The organism is Paenibacillus paeoniae (assembly GCF_003388735.1).
In the GTDB taxonomy this organism is placed as follows: Bacteria; Bacillota; Bacilli; order Paenibacillales; family Paenibacillaceae; genus Pristimantibacillus; species Pristimantibacillus paeoniae.
Genome location: NZ_QUBQ01000008.1, coordinates 46,196 through 61,420, shown reverse-complemented (window position 1 = coordinate 61,420; position 15,225 = coordinate 46,196). Strand labels below are relative to the sequence as shown.

Annotated in this window: 19 protein-coding genes; 2 read left to right on the top strand and 17 right to left on the bottom strand. The window is 48.8% G+C overall.

The window, feature by feature from the left end; genetic code table 11:
• Nucleotides 1-181 precede the first annotated feature (181 nt).
• Nucleotides 182-649 (top strand): hypothetical protein, encoded by a 468-nt coding sequence (locus tag DX130_RS24645; RefSeq protein ID WP_116049912.1) that lies wholly within the window; start codon nucleotides 182-184, stop codon nucleotides 647-649.
• A 42-nt stretch (nucleotides 650-691) separates the two neighbouring features.
• On the opposite strand, the gene DX130_RS24640 is transcribed toward DX130_RS24645, so the two are convergent.
• The 4 genes from DX130_RS24640 to DX130_RS24625 all read right to left on the bottom strand — a co-directional run bounded on the left by DX130_RS24640 (nucleotide 692) and on the right by DX130_RS24625 (nucleotide 6,255).
• Complete coding sequence (locus DX130_RS24640) at nucleotides 692-1,513, bottom strand: N-acetylmuramoyl-L-alanine amidase (protein ID WP_165861449.1); 822 nt, start codon at nucleotides 1,511-1,513, stop codon at nucleotides 692-694.
• A complete protein-coding gene (locus DX130_RS24635; protein ID WP_116049909.1) occupies nucleotides 1,503-1,964 on the bottom strand; it encodes a phage holin family protein in 462 nt (153 codons plus the stop codon). The genes DX130_RS24640 and DX130_RS24635 overlap by 11 nt, the downstream gene beginning before the upstream one ends.
• Before the next feature lie 66 nt (nucleotides 1,965-2,030).
• Complete coding sequence (locus tag DX130_RS24630) at nucleotides 2,031-6,071, bottom strand: WD40/YVTN/BNR-like repeat-containing protein (protein ID WP_116049907.1); 4,041 nt, start codon at nucleotides 6,069-6,071, stop codon at nucleotides 2,031-2,033.
• Nucleotides 6,061-6,255: a hypothetical protein gene (locus DX130_RS24625; RefSeq protein WP_116049905.1), complete on the bottom strand. Its 195-nt coding sequence runs from the start codon at nucleotides 6,253-6,255 to the stop codon at nucleotides 6,061-6,063. Before DX130_RS24625 ends, DX130_RS24630 begins: the two co-directional genes overlap by 11 nt.
• A 98-nt stretch (nucleotides 6,256-6,353) precedes the next feature.
• On the opposite strand from DX130_RS24625, the gene DX130_RS24620 reads away from it, so the two are divergent.
• Nucleotides 6,354-6,599 carry a hypothetical protein gene (locus tag DX130_RS24620; protein ID WP_116049904.1) on the top strand — a complete coding sequence of 82 codons (246 nt, stop codon included), beginning with the start codon at nucleotides 6,354-6,356 and terminating at the stop codon, nucleotides 6,597-6,599.
• On the opposite strand, the gene DX130_RS26650 is transcribed toward DX130_RS24620, so the two are convergent.
• From DX130_RS26650 to DX130_RS24560, 13 genes are all read right to left on the bottom strand, one after another.
• Nucleotides 6,580-6,753 carry a hypothetical protein gene (locus tag DX130_RS26650; protein ID WP_165861448.1) on the bottom strand — a complete coding sequence of 58 codons (174 nt, stop codon included), beginning with the start codon at nucleotides 6,751-6,753 and terminating at the stop codon, nucleotides 6,580-6,582. The genes DX130_RS24620 and DX130_RS26650 overlap by 20 nt on opposite strands.
• 56 nt (nucleotides 6,754-6,809) lie before the next feature.
• On the bottom strand, nucleotides 6,810-7,331 hold the full coding sequence (locus tag DX130_RS24615) for a stalk domain-containing protein (protein ID WP_116049902.1): 522 nt from the start codon (nucleotides 7,329-7,331) through the stop codon (nucleotides 6,810-6,812).
• A gap of 48 nt (nucleotides 7,332-7,379) precedes the next feature.
• Nucleotides 7,380-9,218, bottom strand: coding sequence for a hypothetical protein (locus DX130_RS24610; RefSeq protein WP_116049901.1), 1,839 nt, complete (start codon nucleotides 9,216-9,218; stop codon nucleotides 7,380-7,382).
• A gap of 4 nt (nucleotides 9,219-9,222) precedes the next feature.
• A complete protein-coding gene (locus tag DX130_RS24605; RefSeq protein WP_116049899.1) occupies nucleotides 9,223-9,585 on the bottom strand; it encodes a DUF6711 family protein in 363 nt (120 codons plus the stop codon).
• A 12-nt stretch (nucleotides 9,586-9,597) separates the two neighbouring features.
• Nucleotides 9,598-11,781 carry a phage tail protein gene (locus DX130_RS24600; protein WP_133297974.1) on the bottom strand — a complete coding sequence of 728 codons (2,184 nt, stop codon included), beginning with the start codon at nucleotides 11,779-11,781 and terminating at the stop codon, nucleotides 9,598-9,600.
• A 358-nt stretch (nucleotides 11,782-12,139) separates the two neighbouring features.
• Nucleotides 12,140-12,490, bottom strand: a complete 351-nt coding sequence (locus DX130_RS24595; RefSeq protein WP_133297973.1) for a hypothetical protein — start codon at nucleotides 12,488-12,490, stop codon at nucleotides 12,140-12,142.
• A gap of 62 nt (nucleotides 12,491-12,552) precedes the next feature.
• Nucleotides 12,553-12,912, bottom strand: a complete 360-nt coding sequence (locus DX130_RS24590) for a DUF6096 family protein (protein ID WP_116049894.1) — start codon at nucleotides 12,910-12,912, stop codon at nucleotides 12,553-12,555.
• A gap of 54 nt (nucleotides 12,913-12,966) precedes the next feature.
• Nucleotides 12,967-13,386: a phage tail tube protein gene (locus tag DX130_RS24585; RefSeq protein WP_116049892.1), complete on the bottom strand. Its 420-nt coding sequence runs from the start codon at nucleotides 13,384-13,386 to the stop codon at nucleotides 12,967-12,969.
• Between the two features lie 16 nt (nucleotides 13,387-13,402).
• Nucleotides 13,403-13,756: a tail completion protein gp17 gene (gene gp17 / locus DX130_RS24580; protein WP_116049891.1), complete on the bottom strand. Its 354-nt coding sequence runs from the start codon at nucleotides 13,754-13,756 to the stop codon at nucleotides 13,403-13,405.
• The gene (locus tag DX130_RS24575; RefSeq protein ID WP_116049889.1) at nucleotides 13,756-14,301 is read right to left on the bottom strand and encodes an HK97-gp10 family putative phage morphogenesis protein; all 546 of its coding nucleotides are present in this window, start codon (nucleotides 14,299-14,301) and stop codon (nucleotides 13,756-13,758) included. The genes gp17 and DX130_RS24575 overlap by 1 nt, the downstream gene beginning before the upstream one ends.
• Nucleotides 14,301-14,636, bottom strand: a complete 336-nt coding sequence (locus DX130_RS24570) for a hypothetical protein (RefSeq protein WP_116049887.1) — start codon at nucleotides 14,634-14,636, stop codon at nucleotides 14,301-14,303. The genes DX130_RS24575 and DX130_RS24570 overlap by 1 nt, the downstream gene beginning before the upstream one ends.
• The gene (locus tag DX130_RS24565; protein WP_116049886.1) at nucleotides 14,623-14,940 is read right to left on the bottom strand and encodes a phage head-tail connector protein; all 318 of its coding nucleotides are present in this window, start codon (nucleotides 14,938-14,940) and stop codon (nucleotides 14,623-14,625) included. The genes DX130_RS24570 and DX130_RS24565 overlap by 14 nt, the downstream gene beginning before the upstream one ends.
• Nucleotides 14,927-15,223, bottom strand: coding sequence for a DUF7210 family protein (locus DX130_RS24560; protein ID WP_116049884.1), 297 nt, complete (start codon nucleotides 15,221-15,223; stop codon nucleotides 14,927-14,929). Before DX130_RS24560 ends, DX130_RS24565 begins: the two co-directional genes overlap by 14 nt.
• Nucleotides 15,224-15,225 lie beyond the last annotated feature (2 nt).

The following is a 15,225-nucleotide window of genomic DNA, read 5'->3' as shown; positions in this document are numbered from 1 at the left end:
GGTTACGAGATAATGAACACCTATACGAAGGAACTTTAAAGCAAGCTGCAGACGGCATTATGAAAATTAAATATTCCGCTCAAGGAAAACGTAAGAGGAAATCCACCCAATGGAAGGGTTGGAGGCTGCTTGCGTGGAATGATGAATAAGCACGCTGTCCTAATTAGGAGGAGGAATGAACATGATTAAAATTGATGATCGGACGAAAGAATATTTCGAGGATGTCTTAAAAGATGTCGGACTCATTCGCACTATTAATTCCAAAGAAGGATTAGAAGAAATTAGCGAAAAGCAAGGTATAACACCGAAGAAAATTGGATCGTACGAAAATGTCTACGTTAACGCGTCCCCCATAGATATCTATAAATATGCTGCTCCAAATGGAGATGCACGATACTGTGCAGAGTTATCGTATCAAACCAACATTGATGACTATAACATCGAACTTCACATATTCAATAGACAACCTTCTCTCGATGATGTACGAAACGTGCGTACCATCTCTGACATCGAATTCCAGATGCAGTTTAAAGGGCTTAAGCCAGAAATCAAGTGCTATGAGTGTGGTAGGACTGTTCACTTTCTGGACACGTCCGAATCATTTGGAGAGGTCGTTGATCGACTTAATGAAAAATATTGTGGATGCTAAACGAAAGCCCGCCGTCCTATTGGATAGCGGGCTTTGTCTTGTTTATTTATCAATATTTACTGTCCGTGTTGCTGCGTCCCAAGTCACCTTGGCTCCCAGCGCCTCCGCTACGGCGCGTACTGGTACAGTAGTCACCCCATTTTTAAGCGTACCTTTTTGATCCAGTAGCTTACCATTTACGTGGATGTTAACCTGGTCGCTTACTGGTGCTGCCGGGGCTAAGGGTTGTGCCGGCTGAGTCGTTGGTGGCGTAACTGGCGGCTGTGTCATACCGGCAGGAGGCGTGTACTTATGTCCTACAAACAGACAGTACGCTTTAACCACAGACTCGGCATACGCTTGCCAGTTAGCCAGGAGACGTGCCGCGTCAGCAGGGTTGCTGCAAAATCCGTACTCCACAATGACCGTGGATGCATTGCCCGTCAAGCGATGCATGTAGTAGTAATCCCCTCCAGAAGTATTAGGCTTGCTGAACACTGGCCTTGAACGCTTAAGCTGACCTGCATCAGCAATAGCCTGCATCAAAGCTGTTGCCAGTTTACCATTGTTATGAATGCTATGGATGGTCTCCACTCCAGCGGCGCTTGCTGATGCAGCAGCGTTAATATGATTGCTGATGCAATACTTGGCACCACTGTTTTTGACTAGTAGAGCCCTGGCATTTGAGTCCAAAGTGACATCGCTATCCCTTGTCAAAGCCACCCTGACACCCAACTCTTTAAACCGATTGTACTGGTAAAGAGATATGGCAAGAGTTAGCAGTTTCTCGATGATACCGTTTCCACTAGCGCCCGGATCTTTGCCGCCATGACCTGGATCAATTAATAACTCTGGCTTGGGATCTCCAATAATTTTAAACGTCATTGCGCACATCCTCCTTACCCTTGAGCTGCTGCAGTTTATCTTTAATACCAGGCGGCACAAGGATATTTAGCTTGCCGAGATTTTCCACGATGCTTAAGCCTTCGCGACCTAGATAAAAGTAAAAAGCGATTGTCCTTATCACAGGTGCATCATTGCCAAAAAACTGATCCAGCAAGACCGCAAAAGCGATAACGCCGCCTACAACTAGTTTTCTGATGCCTCCCCATAACATGATGTCGCTATCCAGTCGCTTATCCCTCACAGCTGCGAGGACGCCTGTTACATAATCAAATACCATAGCAAATAGCAAGATTTTCAATGCAACGTCCCACCCTCCAAGCGCGGCAGCGATTGTTGTTCCGACTGCGGCAATCACTCCACCAAATGCTGCCTCTTTGCCGGATGCTCCGGCTGCTGCTGTTATAGCAGTTGATAGTAATTGTTTGATCATTGATTTTTTACCTCCCAAGTAAAATAGTAAAATAGTAAAGGCCCCGATTACTCGGAGCCTGCTTGTTTATTTTGGTACAACTTTATCTGAGATGTGCGCCGTCGCATTATGAGATACGACCATATATCTATCCAATGTGTCGTTGTAGGCCACTCCTACCCTACTAATAGCATTGTCAAAAGAGATGCTCGTCCAGTTCACCCCATCCCTTGATGCCAGTCCAAACGGGGTGTTTTGTTGGGATACAGCGATGAAGAGACCTCCGGCAAAAACGATCCTGTCCAATCTAATAGTTAATCCGTTAGTCGAAGGGGTCTCTGTCCACGTGATGCCGTCCGTTGAGGTCGCGGTGTACCCGTTAATCCCTGTTGCGATAAACTTGCCATTACCAAAAGCTACACTGTAGTAATCCCTATTACCCAGCCCCGATCCGGCGCTCCAGTTAATGCCGTCAGATGAGTGTACGCATCGACCTTTATCGCCTACAACCACAAATCTACCGTTACCAAACGCGGCGTCATTAAACTTATCTGTAGAAGCAGACGAATCGGAGTATCGCTGAGTCCACGAACTCAAATTGGTTGATGTGTGTATCCCGTAATATCCACCTACTGCGATATAGCCGGGAGAAGCCGCGTATAGTGGAACCCTACGTGCATATGCCCCGGAAGGCAAAGTGCCGTTAAGGGAAAAACTCGTTCCAGACGTTGAGCTGAAAACTCTTGTTCCGGAAGTCGTTATGAATCTGTTATTAACAAATGTTAGATTTTCTACAGTTTCTCCACCAGATACAGCAAACGAACGACTTACCCAAGTGTCGCCTCCATTAGCAGATGTATAAAACGAAATAGTGTTGTTATTTCCCGACAAGCACATGATCATAAACATTCCTAAGCCATAAGCCAAGTCTACAACGAATGAAGGAGCCGGAGGGTCGGTAATGCGAGTCCAAACGATACCGGACCGCGCTATCATAAAGTCTTTTATGTCAGCGGCTTGCTTTGCAAATGTGTCGGATGCCGAGGCGGCTTTTAATCCTCTGTCGATAAGCGCCTCGGAAAGCAACATCTTACCATTACCGACAGATTGAAAAAGCTCATTTATTGCGGCAACGGTGTTGCCCTTGGCTGACGTTAGCAAAGTCACTAGATTACCGACCTTACCGTTTGTAAATGTCTCGGCTGCCGTCTGCGCTCCGTCGACCATCTGCTTGTTAGCAGCGTCATTATTGGCGACTGGCAGGTTAACTTTAATACGACCACTGGCGTCATACTCCACCAGTGCGCCCGGCGTAGGTGTTGATGTAGCAGCGGCGATATCCCTGTTAGCATTTTCGGCTGCTGCTTGGATATAATCGAGCGCAAAGTCCTGCACACCCTCATGTCGTTGTAACGCCGCTATATCCTGCGTAGATTTAGCGACAGCGCCGCCTAGTGACGATTGGTACGTCAGCACGGCGTCGATGGAGTTAACCGTATAGGCGTACTTGTCCAGTACGATGTAGTCAGCAAAATAGGGTTTGGTGGAATCGTAGTCAGACGGTAGTATCGACATTTTAGGCTCTGAGGCACTCGAATCCCTAACCCATCTTTGTGTATCTACTTCCTTGTCTTTATAGATATTTAAAAACGACCTGACCCGATTTTTCATATGACTTTCCGGCGTACCGGGGCGATTGACCTGGTAGTACCCGCCGACAAGTACAGGATTGACCTTTTCGCGGACGATGACGCCTTCTATCAGCTCGACCGTATTGCCGCCAGCATCAAGTGACAGCCCACCGAGATCGCCCAATAGCTGCTCCGTCTCGGGTTTGGCAAGGACGTAATCAAGCGTTGCCCACGCGTCCCAGCCAGGAGCTTTATTATTGGATACATATGCCTCGGAATTTGTTGCTGGGGCCGCGCCTGTCAGGATCGATACCCAACTAGTATATGTGCTGCCGTTATTACCGTTCGCCCGCCATCCGTTACTTAGCGCTGCGACTGCGTTGTTATTTGGGTTTACTCCATCGACCCAGCCGCTATCAGTATTTGCCACAGACAACACTACACCGCCGTAAGCAGTGCTTAGCCTAAACTCATTCGGTGCGTTTTGGGCATTATTTACAACGTCTTGCCTTAATACAAGGCCATCATACCTTACAGCTATCCCGCTATCGTTAACGTAGTCAGCCGGGACATTTCTTACGATGCGCTTGTAGCCTGTGAAGCTTGAATGAAAGACCCAACTCATTGACCGATCCAACTTGTAATCTGACCTTATCCGCCTAAACACCTGCCGCGTCGCGCTGTCGTAACTGTCCGCTATGCTACGGTCAACGTTGCTGGCTAGGATTGTGTCAGCGTGGGCGTAAGATGGATTGTAAGGCGCAAAAGCGGTTGCAATCGTTCCGAGTTCGAGTTGGACGTCTTCGAACGTGAATGTTCCTGCTGTTATCGCGTTGTCGAGCCGGATACAAGCATATCCGTTAAACGATGCATCAACGGTAAATGTCGGTGTAGATATGATTGCTCCACCAGTACCCTTACCCTTATGGACCAATACTCGTCCCGTCCCTTTATGGTGTACATGATACGTTTGACCAGCGACAACCGGGATATCAATGGATGTAATCTGATTTGTAGTTGACGGTGCTACCAACACCGCCTTATACGGACCCTGAATTGTGAGATTCGCATTAATAGCGGTCCATTGGGGCAATGGCGGCAGCATATTTTTCCCCTGCATCATCACCGTCAGCCCGCGCGTATGCTTAACCCCGTCTACATATGGCAGATAGGCGTCAATAGCATCTCCAGTTATCGTTGTGCCAATTGCAGTAAAGTCGACGGCGGATACCTCATATAGACGGATCTCGTCGAAGTAGGCAACCGCTGTGGCGTTGCTAGTCAGTCCGAAGTATATTCTAAACCCTTCACCAACAACAGTATTAGCGGCAGGGATTTTAATGTACACGAATTGCCAACTTCCGATTACTGATGTATTAGCGTTAACGGTATATCGTTGAGTAGTAGTCCCACCAGGTTCGTAGACGCGTAACGGGATAATTCCCGTTGTAAAAGATTCAATGAATACCCATGCACCCATAACATATTGTTTATTAACATCGAGTTTGTAGTTAAAATCTTTTAATGCATAAGTTGCGGTATTTGTAGCTGAAAACTTCAACGAGTTATTACCTGATCTTTTGACTGTAGTAGACAATATCGCATCCCCTACAGTAAACCAATCCGTTAAACTTTCACACCCGCCAGCATTGCCCAATATATTGGCCAGCGTTCGCCCCTTAACTTGTACCGTCGCCCCGCTCGCCTGCGATGTGTTGATGATGTTAGGGCCGCGATTGATAGGGGCCGGGATCGTCTGGCCCTCTGCTACCTTAACCTTAAGTTGGCCAAGGTCTTGCTTGTCTGTTGGGGACATTAGGCCTCCCCTAGTCTCTGTCGCTGCTGGTATGGGGTCGGAGCCGTCAGACAAATGGCTAGATGCATGCGCGCCTGGCGTCGAGTCACCTGTTGCCGTGATGATGACCGTCTTGGTAGCAGGGTTGGTCGTAATGGCAATACCGGTACCGCCTGCAATAGTTACCGCATCCGATGGGTTGCCAGCTGGAATGTCGTTAACCTTGGCAACAGCATTTTGGTTAACCTGTGCGCCTGTTTGAATGCCGCCAACCTTAGTGACAGCCCCGTCGATTGCTGATGGAGTAGACGCAGGCTTACTTTGCACGTCCTCCCAACCGACTGTCACAGCCCCTGTGCGACCTGCTACGCTAGTCACCGTGTTAACCTGGGCGCCCGTCTGGATACCCGCCAGCTTGTTACGGTCGGCTGTCGTCATGTGCCTAACGTCATCGGCCTTGTGGCTGTTAAGGTCAGTCTGCACCTTGCCAGCTGCACGATTAACAGCCTCCGTAGTTGCTATCCGAGTTGAGTTGTCAGCCTCCGGAGGCGTTGGAGCTTTAGGTTGGTTTGTAAAGGTAGGACTATCGATAGGAGCCTTGCTGTCCATGTCCTGCTCTACTTTATCAAAGCCCTCGTTAATCTTGTCATACTCGTCGCTGATGCGATTAGTGCCTACGAGATTTGCGTACTTATTTGGCATCGGTGCGGCCTCCTTGCTTGGTTATGCGGTCTAATGTTGTCCCTACTTGCTCATACACAGCGAGGAGGATCGGACCCTCATGGCCCTTGTTGTTTTGTAACATCGCGCTAATTACGGCCATGACCTCGACCACAGGCTGATGTGGGTCAAGCTCTGCCTTGATAACTGCTTCAAATTTCGCCATGGTGTAAGCCCCCTTTGTTGGATTAAAAAGGAAAACCTCCCATCGTGTCGAATGAATAGGTTGTTGGACCTAAAAATTCAGAGAAGGGAGGTTGTACTATGGAAGATAGAGATAGCAAACATTACGCAGAAGGTAATAACCTTCAAATACGACACCCATTACCAGTAAAAGATTCATTCTCTTATCCGGTTCAAGGCGGGGCTGTAAACATTTTTCAGTATTCTGATGACACTGTTCTCATTCAAATTATGCAAGATGGAAAACAGCCAACGTTGTGGGTTAACAGAAAGTTCACTGTAGATGCCCTTTTAAACACGGTCAACATCATACCAAAGAACTTTTAATTGATCCTCCACAAATGGATTTTTGTGTGTTGGACTCCGGCCGCTGTTCCTCTTCACGGACAGCGGCTATTTCCTCTCTCACGCTCTGACGGATCAATTCCTCCGTAGCAGGCGCAAATCCATCTGTTTTAATGGTTACATCCACTTTCATCATCCTCCCGTGGTCAAAATAAAAAGCCCGCTATTTAGCGGACTCTAGTGCTTCAAATTCTATTTTTTAGATAGTTGAGGATACTGTTCCAACAAATACGAGATCATTTTGTCAATGCCCTCAATTCTCTCCTCACTATTTTTGAAGAAGATTACTGCAAGTTCATCATCTTTTTCTGTAAACCGCGGGTCATTCTTAGACTCTTCGTATGTTGCTTTGGTCTCGTTTAATTCTTCTACAAGCTTTTCTTTTTCTGCGATCAATTTATTATAGTATTCTTGAGGTGTCAGTCCATCTGGTATCTTAATATTGAATTTTATTTCAGGTGTTGTCAGTTTGATCACCCCGTCCTTAAAGTCTACTTCTTTACCCAGCATCTCGCTAACCTCGCGGACCGGGAGATACGAGGAGCCATTGTAAGCGAGTGGCGAATTTGTTAATGTTACTTTCTTGCCGTCCACTTCAACCGAGTAATCCGTTCTAACAGAAGCCGTAATTTTCTCGATAGCAGTTTGAGCCAAAGCGGTGCCAGCAGTAGCAAATATCATACCCGCAATAAATCCGGCAATAATCTTTTTCATCTCATCACCTCATAATAGGTTTTATTCTATTATAAGTTACTTGTCGAATTATGCCAATATGCCCATATCTCGAAGCGCTGCAATAAGTATACTTAATTTCGTTACTGCGCTATCAGGATCGCTAGGTGGGGATACACTGTGCGACCCCAACTTACTCGCACCGCCACTAACGCGAACGTTTCCACCTAGACTTAGATCATTAAAATTGAATGACATGTTACTACTTGGTCCGAATGCATAAAAACCACTGCCAACCTGCATAAGATGAGTCTCGTTACCATTAAACCCGAATCGAATCATTGGAGCCCCTAAGTTATTGAGGTTAGACTCTATTTTTACGTACTTATTCGCGTCCCCATACGCTGCTATCAAGTTATTATTGCTTGACAACTCAACGAAAGGATAGGTGCCTAAACCGGTCGCAAAGTAAGAGCCATAAATGGAGCCGCCTGATATCGTGGCACCGGATATACTCCCGCCGATGATCGTTCCTGCTTGCAAAGTCCCGCTAAACGTCCCATCAGCGCCCTCAAGTGTCCCCTTGAACTTGAACTTTTTATTCGGAATGTCGAACCACAGGGACCGTTGCCCATTCGCCCAAAATGACAATTCATCGGCATTGAAGACAGCCTTACCGCTCCCGCCCTCAGTCTCAACGACAAGTCCCTCTTCCCGGCTTGTCCGAACGCCGTAATAGTTGCGATCCAGCTTGACAGTATCCTTATTGAGCTTTTCCACCTGCTCTGTTAGCGGACCCTTTACGACATACTGACTTTGTTGCTCCGAGGTGGACGGCGCATCAAGTGTCATCCTAAAGCCGCCTTTATACTGCAGCACCATCGTCAGTACAAGCGACTGGTATCCTACCATTCCGGACCAGGGTACATGCGTGTTTTGCCACGGCGTAATGGTATCGAGCCAACTATTACCTTCGTAGACCTCATATCCGATCACGTCGCCCACATCCAAGTGTGGATAGCCTCTTGCATCCATCTCCATAGGTTGATAGGCAAAGCCGTTTATCGTCGCATGCAGGTCATTGACCATAGACTGCGTCATCAGCGGGTTATCGATGTATAGTGTTTCGTCCTCAGTCCCAGTGCCAGCCGTGTAAGCAGCCTGCTCCTCGGCATCGTAAGTGACTACGACTTTTTTAATCGTCTTGACCGCATTTGTTTGCTTGGTCCGGATATAGTCGGATGGCGTCATGTCGATATCTGGAGTCATAGCCCCTGTGAAGTGTTTGAATTGGATTTGCCCGTCTTTGCCAGCTCGCACACTAGCAGAGTTGGACCCAGCAATCCAGCCCATGACCTGACGGCAAGTGTATCCTGCTGGCTTTGTCTTGATCGTGTAGCCAGGCTTTATCTGCACTGTGCTGTCGTAGGTGTAACCTAACCGCTGGCACATCTCTGCCCATACAGCCTGCATGCTCGCCGGGTACGTCAGAGACGAGATAAAGGGTTGCTCAGTCCATATCAACTTATCCAAACAATCAAAGGTCCAGATGTCGCCTGTGCGCTCCCGGCTATCCACATAAAACTCTCCGAGCGGCAGCCACTCCGCAGCTCCTCCGGCCCAATAGATATTAGCCTCTTGCCACGCAATCTCAGCCTGTGTCCATGTCATCCCGTTTGAGTCAAACGCTACATAAGGACGGATACTTACATTTTCCGGCACCTCTGCTTTCAGCCGCAGCCTAAGGGTAAGCTTGGATAAAATGACGGTTCCAATTGTAAAACTCGTGTCGGGTATCAGGCTACTGTCGATAATAAAGTCAACGATATTTGCCATATCATACTCAGTGTCCCCGACCATTACTTTGACCATAAACTCGCGGTCTGGTCGTTTTAAAAAACTCTCGTAGAGAGGGGATATTGGGTACATTGCATCACCTCTCTGTTAATGTAATGGAGAGTTGCCCCCACCACAGCTCTCCATCATCCCCATCAAGGGCAACCGGGGCGGGCCGATTGCCCACATACATATTTTTGGTTTCATACTTGCCTGTCATTGGGTCAGGATAATAAAAATCAAAAAAGCTATCGCGCATCTGCGTCAATAGCTTCGACATTTTGGGCCATGGTAGAGGCGGGAATGTCATCTCGACTTGCCGTTTAACCGCAACCCTATCCCTGTTTAAACTTCCGTTAGCTGTACGCTCGGTAGATTCTGCATCGTCCAAGTCTAAGACCGTACAACTAAACTCAGCAGGGTAGGCCGCGATCTCTACCGTGTTGATTTTAAGTAGCATTAGCCCACCCCTTTACGCTTGAAACGGCAACCGGCCAGTCCGCCGATGCTCGTCTTGGATAGCCCCTATTGCAATCTGTCCAATTGCTGTGCGCGATAGATTAACCTGCACATTACTGCCAGCCTTAACAGCCTGATGGATCAGTTTAAGCACGGATACGACTTCCCGGTTGTCTTGCCCTGGAGCCGCGCCGCCAGCTGCAGGATTGTACTTTTTAGGTACGACCGCCTCGCCCTCATGCAGATAGGCCAATCCTTCATCCGCGACATAGTTTGTACCGACAGCGAGTTTTGGTATTTTTGGGATATTGACCCCGAAAGTCTTGCCCCCAAGAGATCCGGGCACCCAATCTGGTATGTCAAAGCTGATTTTATTCAGCCCTCCGATTAAGGCATTAATCCCGTCGATAATGAGGTTAAGTGGGAATTTGATGATCGACCAAAGCGTGTCAAATATACCTTTGAATATCTGCTTTACGCCCTCCCATGCTTTTTTCCAATCTCCCGTAAAGACTCCCGTTATGAATTTCATGAGCCCGACAAATACGTCCTTAACGCCGCCGATAATGCCGCCGATGCTCTTGAACGCATTTGTAAATACGGAGACTAGTACACTACCCACAAAGCTGACAAGAGGTTTAAGCACGTTTTGCCAAAGCCAAGTAAAGATAGCAACCAAGCCCTCGATAATCGGCATGATTGTTGCAGCTATAAAAGCACCAAGCGGCTTGAGTACGTTGAGCCACAACCACGTCAGGACCGCCGATACCGCTTCAACCGCTGGTCCAAACATCTCAGCCAGCGCCTTACCAAGCGGCACCAAAACGTCATGCCAAAACGATTTAGCGACTTCTGACACTTTACTAAACGCAATCGCTAGTGCCTCACCGATAACCTTGCCAATCGGTACAAGGACTTCTTTCCAAAGCCATTTGAGAAAATTCCCGAACGGGACAAGGACATTTTGCCATAACCACATAGCTGCGACCTTAACGGCATCCCATGCCTTAGGCATAACGTCTGCCAGCCAAGCACCGAATGGTATGAACACGTTATCCCATACCCACTGTAAGAAGTTACCGAGGGGCACCAAAGCTCGCTCCCATACATCGAGAGCCGCCTCCTTGACTGCTTGCCAAGCGATCGGCATGACGTCCATGAGCCAAGCACCAAATGGGACCATGACGTTATCCCAAAACTGCTTAATCGCATCTGTGATGGATCCCCATGCCTCAGTCATTGCATTGCGAAAGTCGTCGTTTGTCCGCCACAGGTAGACGATGCCGGTCACTAACGCGGCAACAGCCGTAATGAGTAATCCAACCGGTGTTACTCTAAACGCAGCCAGGATGCCCATGCCTATCTTTTTTAACACCTCAATAATAGTGGCCCACTTTGCAACACCAAAAGCGAGAGCCATAGCAACCCCTACACCCGCGAGTGCGGCGATGATAATGTCCGAATGCTCCTTGATAAAACCTGACACACTTTTATAAGCGCCCTTTACCTTTGCTGCCATGGCCTGAGCTTTTTCCTGTACTGCTGTCATGGCGCTGCCTACCTCGTCAAGTGACGACGTATCCACAGTTCCAAGGTTTATTCCACCATAACTAGTGTCCTCGTCCCCGGATCCGCTAGTGCTACCAACCGTGTTTAGCTGGTCGAAGCCACCTACTGACTTCCGGGCTTTTTTACCTGCTTCTTCGTATGCATCTCCGAGATCCGACACCGCTCCAGCTTGGTCGCTTATGGCGTTGGTAGCTTGACTTGAGCCAAACAGAGCCTGCAAAAATGCGCTGACGTACTGAGTGATACGCAGCAACCATTGGGCTGCAGCTTGCAAGTACGGTAGGACTCGCTGTAGCACAGGCATAAGCCCACGGCCCAGCTCTTCTTTAATAGCTCCAAACGTAAAAGCCAGTTGACGCATCATACCAACTGGCGTTCTCGCAAGCTGCTCATTCATGCCGCCGACAGACTGGCCGATGACCTCAGCCAACATGGCAGCGCGCTCCAGCTCATTGCCGTGTTTCAGCACTTTCTCCTGTGCTTCGTCCCAGCTATAGCCATAGCGACTTAATGCACCTAACTGCCCCTCCATGACCTTACCGATCATGCTGCCGATGTTGACAGCAGCTGATGACGTAGCGTCCATACCGTACTGCTGGGCAAGCATGTCGTTGAGTGTAGGCATCAAGGTTTGCAGGGATCTCACATCACTGAGGTACGTCCCTAACTCCTGCGCACCGCTAAGCTGTATGTCCGCACCGACAACGCCAATACGCTCTTGCGCGGCTGCCAAATCCTTTATGCTATTTACCTGGGCAGTTGTAGCTCCCATGGTGTTTCTCATGACCCGCTCAAGCTTAGCTGCCTCAACACTCACCGCGTTAAATGCTTGGACAGACTGCCGACCAAAGTTGATAACCTGGCTGATTGCAAAAATGCCAGCAAACAATGCGCCCAACCTCTTAAGAGTTGACCCTATTTTACCTACTGACTTGGAGACCTCTTTTTCAGCGTCCCCCATTTGCCTCTTGACGCCTTCAAGGTCCTTACGTAGTTGGCCAGTTTCTGCCGTGATCAGTATCTGTAGTTCCTCCAGCGTCACGTCGCTCACCCCGCTTTCGTTTATACTGGTCGCCGTGGGCTGCGATGCGCTCTTTCATGACTCTCCAGTCCTGTTGCTTACGCTGTAGCACTTCTTCTGGGAATACACCTGGGTAAGCGTCCTGCAAAGTAGGCGCCTTGTGCTTACCGCCCATAAGCTTGGAGACTAGTGACCCTATAAGTTGTGCTTGGCGATAGCCCATAACAGCCTGCATCTGCATGTCGTACTTCTGGCGCTCCTGATAACCATTAATCGCTGCCAGTATCTCGCCATAAGACATGTTCCAAAAGCGCACAGAGTCCACGCCACAGCTACAGGCAACCGGATAGAGCTGTTCAAAAAGCTCCGTCAACGAGGTTACTTGTTCGCCTTCTTGGCCTTCTCCGCTGGAGCTGCTGCCGGAGCTTCCCTGAAAAAACCCGAAACTCTAAATACTTCAATCAGAGATGGGATCAGCTCGATGTAAGAGCCCCCATCCGCGACGTATTGGTCATAGAGCCGCATAGCATCCGCAAAACTTACGCCGTGCTGAAATTGCTGCATCGATGCATGTAAAATCCGCAGAGTGTCAGTCAGCGGGGGCAATGCGCCCTTCTCAACGTTCATGAGGATGTCCAGCGGGTTGCGCCCGCCGAGGTGTTTCTCGAGCTCCATAATGTGGGCTGCACCCAGGCGCATCTTGTAGTCAGTGCCGCCGATTGTTAAAGTTGCATACATGTCATTTCCTCCTTGGATTAAAAAGGACGCCTCCTGTTAGGGGCGCCCTCTGAATTATGTTGGATTTGTTACGGTAATATCTGACTGCAGGAAAAATGATGCCGTGAATTGCAGTGCTGCGTTGACTGCAGACGAGTCCATCTTGACATTAACCATAGCGCTAAACTCATGCGCAGTACCGTCAGGATACTCCACTTTAAACGGCACTGCTGTACCTTCGTCCTGGAAACCCTTAAGTACGCGAAAATTGGACGTTGGTCCTGAATTATCATATAGGAACTGGAACGATAGGTCACCCAAATCCTTAACACCAGGGATGTACTTACGCACACCATCCTTAAGCGTAGTTACGTCGATCTGCTCAGGATCTCCGCCGAGTTCTGGGACTTCCATCAAGAGTTCAATTTCCTTCCATGTTGTCCCGCCGTCTCGATAGGACAGCGTTGTGTCCTTTGTCAAAACACCTTGAGGCATGTAATCCTCTCCTTTGTTATTGCGATATGCGACCAGTGCGTTTATCCACTACACCGCGATACCGCATTGTTTTACGCTTAAGTCCGGACGGATCCGGTATGTCGTTTGCCATCTTGCGCCTCATACCAATGCTGTTTAACAAGCTGTCTACCTGTGCTGCAATGGCTCCCGTTGATCGGTTATGCCATACATCTATTTGGACGCTGATGTCACTAAGCGGACTGCTAGCAATCGTCAGCGGATCTTGGTTTACCAGCTCGTAAAAGCTGATGTACGGTAACTTTGCATCTTTCGTTGGAAAGGCATCTGAAACCGTTACACCGGGGATAGAGGACAGCAACGCATTGACCACTGGTTTTATGTCAATCATCAGCTTTTGCCCCCTAGTTTCTCGATTTCCTTACGTAATGCTGCACGCACGATTGTGCCAATCCGTTTCTCGCTCTCCACTAATGCAGGATGCAAAAACGGCTGCGCTGGCTGACCCTCAGTGTAGTAAAAAATGCCCTGATTCGTTTCTATTTTATAAAAGTGATACTTTTCAGCCACATCAGAGTCGATCTGACTCTCATGGATCCACCATCCATTTTGCTTGTAAGCAAGTTGATTAAGGACCTCGGCTGGCATATCCCCCTTGTCGCTCGATTCGCCGACCGGTCCAGTACCAAACTCCACGTATGGGGCATACTCCAGATTGGTAAACACTCGGCCTATGATGAGTTCTCCCTTTACCTCAACGTCAGCATGGATGCTAGTGCGGAGATATCCGTCATTAGACGGCGCAAGCAACTTGGCTTTGCGTTGTACCTCTTTTGTGGCCTGTGCTATGCCGACCTTTAATGCGTTGCCCGTATTGCCGCCCAGTTGATCCAGTTTACGCATGAGTTTATCAAGACCTTGCATAGATCGAGCCATTAGGGCGTCACCTTCTCCATCTCAATGATGGCATGCCTGCGCCATGGACGTATTGCTACAACCTTGTAATCAGGCTCTGTTGAGTCTCCAGCAACATTAACCCAAGCTCCTGCACTCTCCTTGACACCAGGATTACCCTCGACGTACATCACGAGCATATAGGCCAGTCGCTCGCCATATTGTTCGGCCATAACTTTTCCGCCTGCAGGTTGCACGTTACCTTTGATGGTCAATGCTACGTCGCTGTAAGTGGTGTATGATGTGCCGTCCAGTTCCTTAGCCTCGACCCGCTCTTTAAAGGCGACGGACCGCTGATCTCGCTTAAGTAGACGCATAACCCACCAACTTAGCTAGACGCTGCCCGAGGATGACGTTTTGCAGTCCGGTCGGCAAGTCATCAAATGACCGGCTAATGCCTCCCTCGCTATGGCTTGTCTGCCCCTCTACGCCTTGTTTGTTGTACCGGATAACGGCCACTTGCCGCTGTGCGGACTCAAGGGCTGATGGTAACACCCTCCGATTTGTCCAGATCAAAATATCAGACTCCGCGTCATCCAGCAGGAGAGTGAGACCTGTGTCTTCTGACGCGTCATCTGCAGCAATGTCAAGCATCAACTTAAGCTTATTAAGCTGGGTCACCGCCAGCACCTGCCTCGCGTGCTGCCGTGATGGCTGCAGCCAACTGCTCCGACCCCATCTTTCCATACCCCTCGATGTTCAGGGATTTGGCCACACGCCTCAACTCCTTAAAATCAAGGCCCTCAATGGTCTCCTCGCTGCCATCTTCGGAATCGTCCTCGGAAATGACTTTGACGTGTTTCTCCAAACGTGCATAATCCTTCTTGCTGACCTCGAACTCCTCACCTTTTACGTATCGGGTCCCGTTATGGCGCACCGGGATTTCATTTACTTTAACGATCATAG

What these genes read in the sequence shown, in the direction of transcription:
- DX130_RS24615 (WP_116049902.1), bottom strand. Translation starts at nt 7,331, where the DNA reads ATGAAAAAGATTATTGCCGGATTTATTGCGGGTATGATATTTGCTACT.
- DX130_RS24560 (WP_116049884.1), bottom strand. Translation starts at nt 15,223, where the DNA reads ATGATCGTTAAAGTAAATGAAATCCCGGTGCGCCATAACGGGACCCGA.
- DX130_RS24645 (WP_116049912.1), top strand. Translation starts at nt 182, where the DNA reads ATGATTAAAATTGATGATCGGACGAAAGAATATTTCGAGGATGTCTTA.
- DX130_RS24610 (WP_116049901.1), bottom strand. Translation starts at nt 9,218, where the DNA reads ATGTACCCAATATCCCCTCTCTACGAGAGTTTTTTAAAACGACCAGAC.
- DX130_RS24620 (WP_116049904.1), top strand. Translation starts at nt 6,354, where the DNA reads ATGGAAGATAGAGATAGCAAACATTACGCAGAAGGTAATAACCTTCAA.
- DX130_RS24590 (WP_116049894.1), bottom strand. Translation starts at nt 12,912, where the DNA reads ATGTATGCAACTTTAACAATCGGCGGCACTGACTACAAGATGCGCCTG.
- DX130_RS24635 (WP_116049909.1), bottom strand. Translation starts at nt 1,964, where the DNA reads ATGATCAAACAATTACTATCAACTGCTATAACAGCAGCAGCCGGAGCA.
- gp17 (WP_116049891.1), bottom strand. Translation starts at nt 13,756, where the DNA reads ATGATTGACATAAAACCAGTGGTCAATGCGTTGCTGTCCTCTATCCCC.
- DX130_RS24570 (WP_116049887.1), bottom strand. Translation starts at nt 14,636, where the DNA reads ATGCGTCTACTTAAGCGAGATCAGCGGTCCGTCGCCTTTAAAGAGCGG.
- DX130_RS24625 (WP_116049905.1), bottom strand. Translation starts at nt 6,255, where the DNA reads ATGGCGAAATTTGAAGCAGTTATCAAGGCAGAGCTTGACCCACATCAG.
- DX130_RS24630 (WP_116049907.1), bottom strand. Translation starts at nt 6,071, where the DNA reads ATGCCAAATAAGTACGCAAATCTCGTAGGCACTAATCGCATCAGCGAC.
- DX130_RS24640 (WP_165861449.1), bottom strand. Translation starts at nt 1,513, where the DNA reads ATGACGTTTAAAATTATTGGAGATCCCAAGCCAGAGTTATTAATTGAT.
- DX130_RS24585 (WP_116049892.1), bottom strand. Translation starts at nt 13,386, where the DNA reads ATGCCTCAAGGTGTTTTGACAAAGGACACAACGCTGTCCTATCGAGAC.
- DX130_RS26650 (WP_165861448.1), bottom strand. Translation starts at nt 6,753, where the DNA reads ATGATGAAAGTGGATGTAACCATTAAAACAGATGGATTTGCGCCTGCT.
- DX130_RS24605 (WP_116049899.1), bottom strand. Translation starts at nt 9,585, where the DNA reads ATGCTACTTAAAATCAACACGGTAGAGATCGCGGCCTACCCTGCTGAG.
- DX130_RS24575 (WP_116049889.1), bottom strand. Translation starts at nt 14,301, where the DNA reads ATGGCTCGATCTATGCAAGGTCTTGATAAACTCATGCGTAAACTGGAT.